This is a genomic window from Pseudomonas brassicacearum subsp. neoaurantiaca (assembly GCF_013608025.1).
Classification (GTDB): domain Bacteria; phylum Pseudomonadota; class Gammaproteobacteria; order Pseudomonadales; family Pseudomonadaceae; genus Aquipseudomonas.
In genome coordinates, this window is sequence record NZ_VDLV01000033.1 from 322649 (window position 1) to 328648 (window position 6000).

The 6000-nt window shown below is 60.0% G+C and carries 6 protein-coding genes; 4 read left to right on the forward strand and 2 right to left on the reverse strand.

The genetic code is table 11. The features are described from left to right. Positions 1-397: 397 nt before the first annotated feature. The gene (locus FHK92_RS18795; RefSeq protein WP_181289359.1) at positions 398-994 is read right to left on the reverse strand and encodes a superoxide dismutase; all 597 of its coding nucleotides are present in this window, start codon (positions 992-994) and stop codon (positions 398-400) included. A gap of 173 nt (positions 995-1167) precedes the next feature. Then, positions 1168-1770, reverse strand: a complete 603-nt coding sequence (locus FHK92_RS18800; RefSeq protein WP_181289360.1) for a LysE/ArgO family amino acid transporter — start codon at positions 1768-1770, stop codon at positions 1168-1170. Positions 1771-1865: 95 nt separating this feature from the next. Here FHK92_RS18800 and FHK92_RS18805 point away from each other — a divergent pair, with 95 nt between their 5' ends. The 4 genes from FHK92_RS18805 to FHK92_RS18820 all read left to right on the forward strand — a co-directional run bounded on the left by FHK92_RS18805 (position 1866) and on the right by FHK92_RS18820 (position 5799). Beyond that, the gene (locus FHK92_RS18805; protein WP_181289361.1) at positions 1866-2759 is read left to right on the forward strand and encodes a LysR family transcriptional regulator ArgP; all 894 of its coding nucleotides are present in this window, start codon (positions 1866-1868) and stop codon (positions 2757-2759) included. A gap of 55 nt (positions 2760-2814) precedes the next feature. Beyond that, positions 2815-3807 carry an NAD-dependent epimerase/dehydratase family protein gene (locus FHK92_RS18810; RefSeq protein WP_181289362.1) on the forward strand — a complete coding sequence of 331 codons (993 nt, stop codon included), beginning with the start codon at positions 2815-2817 and terminating at the stop codon, positions 3805-3807. Between the two features lie 107 nt (positions 3808-3914). Beyond that, positions 3915-4796, forward strand: coding sequence for an ATPase (locus FHK92_RS18815; RefSeq protein ID WP_181289363.1), 882 nt, complete (start codon positions 3915-3917; stop codon positions 4794-4796). A 166-nt stretch (positions 4797-4962) separates the two neighbouring features. Beyond that, complete coding sequence (locus FHK92_RS18820; RefSeq protein ID WP_181289364.1) at positions 4963-5799, forward strand: cache domain-containing protein; 837 nt, start codon at positions 4963-4965, stop codon at positions 5797-5799. The last annotated feature ends 201 nt before the right edge of the window (positions 5800-6000 follow it).

Genomic DNA, 6000 nt, shown 5'->3' on the forward strand with positions numbered 1-6000 from the left:
AGCGTCAAGTTGCCATGAGTATTGGCAATCCTGTGATGTCAGTCAAAGGGACAATCAAACACAAGGGTTTTCGCCTGAAACCTGGCCGTTATACGGTGTTTACAGAGTGATTGCTCTACGACCATTGTTTCGGTTGGAAAGGCCTGCAACTTGAGGCCTGGCGGGATTTTTTCTTGGATTTCAGACGCGAGGTCATCTGCCCGGTGCGAGATTGGTCATTCACCGCGAAGCTAGTCGTGGGACCGGGCTTGCTCGCGAAGACTGTGAGTCAGACAACCTATCCGTCGGTTGACACTCCGCTTCCGCGATCAAGCCCGCTTCCACGAAACAATCCAGTCCGCTAAAAAAAACGGCGCCTTCCCGTCGGGAAAGCGCCGTTTTTTATTGGCATCACGACTTACGCAGTGAAGGCCTTGCCTTCGAACTGCTCAGCCACGAACTTCCAGTTGACCAGGTTCCAGAACGCTTCGACGTACTTCGGACGAACGTTGCGGTAGTCGATGTAGTAGGCGTGTTCCCAGACGTCGCAGGTCAGCAGCGGGGTGTCGCCGCTGGTCAGCGGGTTGCCGGCGCCGATGGTGCTGGCCAGGGCCAGGGAACCGTCAGCTTTCTTGACCAGCCAGCCCCAGCCGGAACCGAAGGTGCCGATGGAAGTCTTGCTGAATTCTTCCTTGAACTTGTCAAACGAACCGAAGGCGGCGTTGATGGCTTCAGCCAAAGCGCCGGTTGGTTGACCGCCGGCGTTTGGTGCCAGGCAGTTCCAGTAGAAGGTGTGGTTCCAGACCTGAGCGGCGTTGTTGAAGATACCGCCCGAGGAAGTCTTGACGATTTCTTCCAGGGTCTTGCCTTCGAACTCGGTGCCAGGCACCAGGTTGTTCAGGTTCACGACATAGGTGTTGTGGTGCTTGTCGTGGTGGTATTCCAGCGTTTCTTTGGAGATGTGTGGCGCCAGTGCGTCGTGTGGGTACGGCAGCGGCGGCAATTCGAAAGCCATGGTGATTCTCCTAATCAGGTCAGTTGCGGTGAGCGCAAGGCCGATCACGGGCGGCCAGACTAGCGCCAGCGAGTTTGTACTCTTTGGGCGCAGGAGTCGGATCATAGCACCGGGGGTGCGGCATAACCACGCAACAACTGTGTGGGATAGAGGTTCCAGAGCGGTTTGGAATATCAGCCCGAGACGATTAATTGCATCGCCACGCTGAACATCATCACCGCCACCAGAAGATCCAGGACGCGCCAGGTAGTGGGCCGGGCCAGCCAGGGCGCCAGCCACGCGGCGCCGATGGCGAGAATGGAAAACCACAGCAGCGAGGCGCTGGCCGCCCCTATGACATACGCACCGGGTACGCTTTGCTGGGCGCCCAGGGAACCGATCAGCAGCACGGTGTCCAGGTAGACGTGAGGGTTGAGCAACGTGACCGCCAACGCACTGAGCAGCACCGTGTGCAATGAGCGCGCCGCCTGTTTTTCATCCCGTTGCAGGCTTTGTTTGGAAAAGACCCGGCGCAACGCCTGGCTGCCGTACCAGAGCAGGAATACGGCACCCCCCCAGCGTGCGATCGACAGCAACAGCGGGCTTTGGGCCAGCAGCGTGGCCAGCCCGAATACTCCGGCGGCCACCAACAGCGCATCGCAGGTTATGCAGAGCGCAGCCACGGGCAAGTGATGCTCGCGGCGCAAGCTCTGGGCGAGGACGAAGGCATTCTGCGCGCCAATCGCCATGATCAACCCGAGGGCCACCAGCAGGCCGTTCACATAGCTTTGCCACATAGGGATTCTCCATCCAGGTTTGCAATGCTGGCCATTCTCCGGTTCGTCGAGTTATAAGAAAAACCAATCTTGCTGATTGCCCATTAGGAAAACTGATGTTCGACTACAAATTGCTTTCCGCCCTGGCGGCCGTGGTCGAGCAGGCTGGATTTGAACGTGCCGCGCAGGTTCTGGGGTTGTCGCAATCGGCCATTTCCCAGCGGATCAAATTGCTCGAGGCGCGCGTTGGCCAGCCCGTACTGGTGCGCGCCGCGCCGCCGGCGCCGACCGAGATCGGCCGTCGGCTGCTCAACCATGTCCAGCAGGTCAGGTTGCTGGAGCGTGACCTGCAAAGCCTGGTACCAGCATTGGACGAAGCAGGGCTGCCCGAGCGCCTGCGGATTGCCTTGAATGCCGACAGCCTGGCGACGTGGTGGGCTGGTGCCGTGGGTAAGTTCTGCGCCGAACAGCATCTGTTGCTGGACCTAGTGGTAGAGGACCAGACCGTTGGCCTCAAGCGCATGCGTGCTGGCGAAGTGGCGGCTTGTGTCTGTGCCAGCGAGCGTCCCGTGGCTGGTGCCCGCAGCGTATTGCTGGGAGCCATGCGTTACCGTGCCCTTGCCAATCCAGCCTTCATCGCCCGGCACTTCCCCGACGGCGTGCGCGCTGATCAACTGGCTCGCGCGCCGGCCCTGGTGTTCGGCCCGGATGATTTCCTACAGCACCGGTACCTTGCGTCCCTCGGCCTCGAAGGTGGTTTCGAGTATCACCTGTGCCCTTCATCCGAAGGTTTCATTCGCCTTGCCGAGGCTGGGCTTGGCTGGGGGCTGGTGCCTGAATTACAGGTGCGTGAGCAACTGGAGCGGGGCGAACTGGTGGAGCTGGTCGCAGATAAACCGATCGATGTGCCGCTGTACTGGCATCATTGGCGCAACGGCGGGCAGTTGCTCGGCTTGTTGACCGAACAACTGGTTCGCGCGTCCGGGCAGTGGCTGGTGCCGTTGGGCTGATTCGCAGCGTCAGGATTGCACGCAATACGCAAAACCTTCTTCATCGGAGCACTACATGAAAATTCTCGTCACCGGCGCGAGCGGCTTCATCGGCGGACGCTTTGCGCGTTTCGCCCTGGAGCAAGGCCTGGATGTTCGGGTCAACGGCCGCCGGGCCGAAAGCGTCGAGCACCTGGTGAGGCGCGGCGCCGAGTTCATCCCGGGCGACCTGAGCGATCCGGAACTGGCCCGTGATTTGTGCCGGGACGTTGATGCCGTGGTGCATTGTGCCGGCTCAGTGGGGTTGTGGGGCCGTTATCAGGATTTTCACCTGGGCAATGTCCAGCTCACTGAAAACGTTGTCGAGGCTTGCCTCAAGCAGAAGGTTCGGCGGATGGTGCACCTGTCGTCCCCGTCCGTTTATTTCGATGGCCGTGACCACGTGGGGCTGACGGAAGAACAAGTGCCCAAGCGCTTCAAGCATCCCTACGCCGCCACCAAATACCTGGCCGAACAGAAAGTCTTCGGCGCCCAGGAGTTCGGCCTGGAAGTGCTGGCGCTGCGTCCGCGCTTCGTCACCGGGGCCGGAGACATGAGCATTTTCCCGCGCCTGTTGAAAATGCAGCGCAAGGGCCGGCTGGCGATTGTCGGCAACGGACTGAACAAGGTGGATTTCACCAGCGTCCAGAACCTTAATGAAGCGCTGCTCAGCAGCCTGCTGGCCACGGATTCGGCGTTGGGCAAGGCCTACAACATCAGCAACGGCGCGCCGGTCCCGCTGTGGGACGTGGTCAACTACGTCATGCGAAAAATGGAAGTCCCGCAAGTCAGGCGCTATCGGTCCTACGGGCTGGCCTACAGCCTCGGTGCGGTGAACGAAGGCTTGTGCGCGCTTTGGCCCGGTCGCCCGGAACCGACGGTGTCGCGCCTGGGCATGCAGGTCATGAACAAGAATTTCACCCTGGATATCAGTCGGGCCAGGCATTATCTCGATTACGATCCACAGGTCAGTTTGTGGACCGCCCTTGATGAATTTTGCGCCTGGTGGCGTGTCCAGGACGCCCGCTGATCGCCCCGTCATGAACCGAGTGCCCGGTTCGGGGTCAATGGGTGCGGCGGGCGAGGGGGTTATACTCGCCACATCAAGCCATCCCCGGTTTCCCAAAGGTTAGACCCATGCCCATGCGTAACGATGCCAACGACGACTTCGATGATGTACCGAGCCTGCGGATGCGGGCCGACATTCCCGATGACGATGACTTCATGCCCAACCGCCAGCCCCACGTGCAAGCGCGTCCGGCGCCCGTTGCGGCGGCCAAGGTCAAGGGGCCGAGCACAGGGCCGTTGTGGGCACTGATCGGCGCGCTGCTGTGTGCTTTCGCTTTCCTGGCGTGGTGGAGCTTCCAGCAGATTTCCCTGATGGAACAGCAACTGGTGGCCACCCAGGAAAGCTTCGCCCGGATCAGCGAGGATGCGGCGGGGCGCTTGCAGGACATTTCCGGCAAGGTCGTCGCCGGCCAGTCAAATGTCATGAGCGACAGTGAAGCCTTGAAACTGCAGATCAAGCAGTTGGACAACAAGCTGCAGGAGCAGGGCCGGCAATTCGAAGGCCGGCTGCAGGAGTTGAACAAGCCGCAGCAAGGTGCGTTCGGTCCGTCCGACGACCTGGGCAAGGAATTGGCCCAGATCATTACCCAGGCCAGTGCACAGGAAAATGCCACCGCTCAGTTGCAGGCGGCCAATAAAGAACTCCAAGCCCAGCTCAAGACGCTGACGGCTGAAGTGACCGCGCTGAAGAACCAAGGCGAGGGCGGTGCCCTGGATGCCCAGCTCAAGAGCATCGGTGCCGACATCACGGCCCTGAAGCGAGCCACTTCCAACTCCGCCATCGAGCGTCTGGAGCAGGACATGGTCGTGCTCAAGAGTCAGCAGGAGAACCGTTCGGGCGGCAACACCGCTGAATTCGATGCGTTCCGTGGCCAGGTCACCCGCAACATCAACACGCTGCAATCGCAGATTCAGTACCTGCAACAACAGCTGAGCGCTCGGGCTCAATAAGCCTGAGTAGCCCTTGGCCAGGCGTAGGAGCCTGCGATCTTTTGATCTTTGAATCTTTCGCTCAAGACTCAATTGTCAGGGAAAAGATCGCAGCCTCGTTGCACTCGGCAGCTCCTACGTACGCCGTCTACGCTCTTGAAACACCAACAAGAACGAGGGCGCGCGCATGGGGTTTATTCGATGGATGGCCGGGCTGGCCGCAATACTGTTTCTGATGCAGACCCAGGCCGCCGGACCGGACGACGGCCAGGCCGCCCGGGCACTGCTGGAAAAGGCCTTGGCCTACTACCACGATAACGGTGACAAAGCGTTCGCCGCGTTCAGCCGCCAAGGCGAATTCGTCGACAAGGACCGCTACGTGTTCGTGGTCGATACTCAGGGCGTAATGCTTGCCAGCGGCGGTCCTTCGTCAGCGTTGATCGGTCGCGACGTTTCCGAGGTGCTGGGACCTGACCTGCGCCAAGCCTTCAAAGAGGCGCTGAAAACTCCCGAGGCCAGTGGTATCCAGCAAGCTGATTATCGTTGGCAGAACTGGGCGGACGGCAAGGTCGAGCGCAAGCATGTGTATTTCCAGCGGGTCGGCGAGCGGATCCTCGCAGTCGGCTACTACCTGCCAAGGGCCTCCGCCGAACAGGCCAAGGCGCTGCTGGACAAGGCAGCGGGTGATTTGCTGAAGAACGAGAAAACCACGCTGACGGCAATCAACTCGCTCAAGGGCGGCTACCTTCAGGACGACTTGTACGTATTTGTCGTTGATCTTGATACCCATCGTTATGTCGGGCACGGCACCAACCTGCGGTTGATCAATACCGATTTCGCCAAGATCAAGGATCCGGACGGCAAGCCTGTGGGCGAGCCAATCCTGGCGATGATCGGCAAGCAGGACGCGGGGGAATATGAGTATCGCTGGAAGAATCCGGTGACGGGGAAGGTTGAGAACAAGCATGCCTATCTGAAGAAGGCGGGGCATTTCCTAGTGGCGGTGGGGTATTACAGTCCTTGATTTCCGGGTTTCCGGGTTTCCGGGTTTCCGGGTTTCCGGGTTTAGGGGTGTATATCCATTGCTGCGGTAACGGCCACTTTGGGTTCCGCTCTTACAGCGGCTCACTTTTGAGAAGCGCAAAAGTAAGCAAAACGCTTTATGCCCCACCACTCGGTGCCTCGCCTAGGCTCGGCATGCCCTCACTCCGGCCTTGCTCCGTGG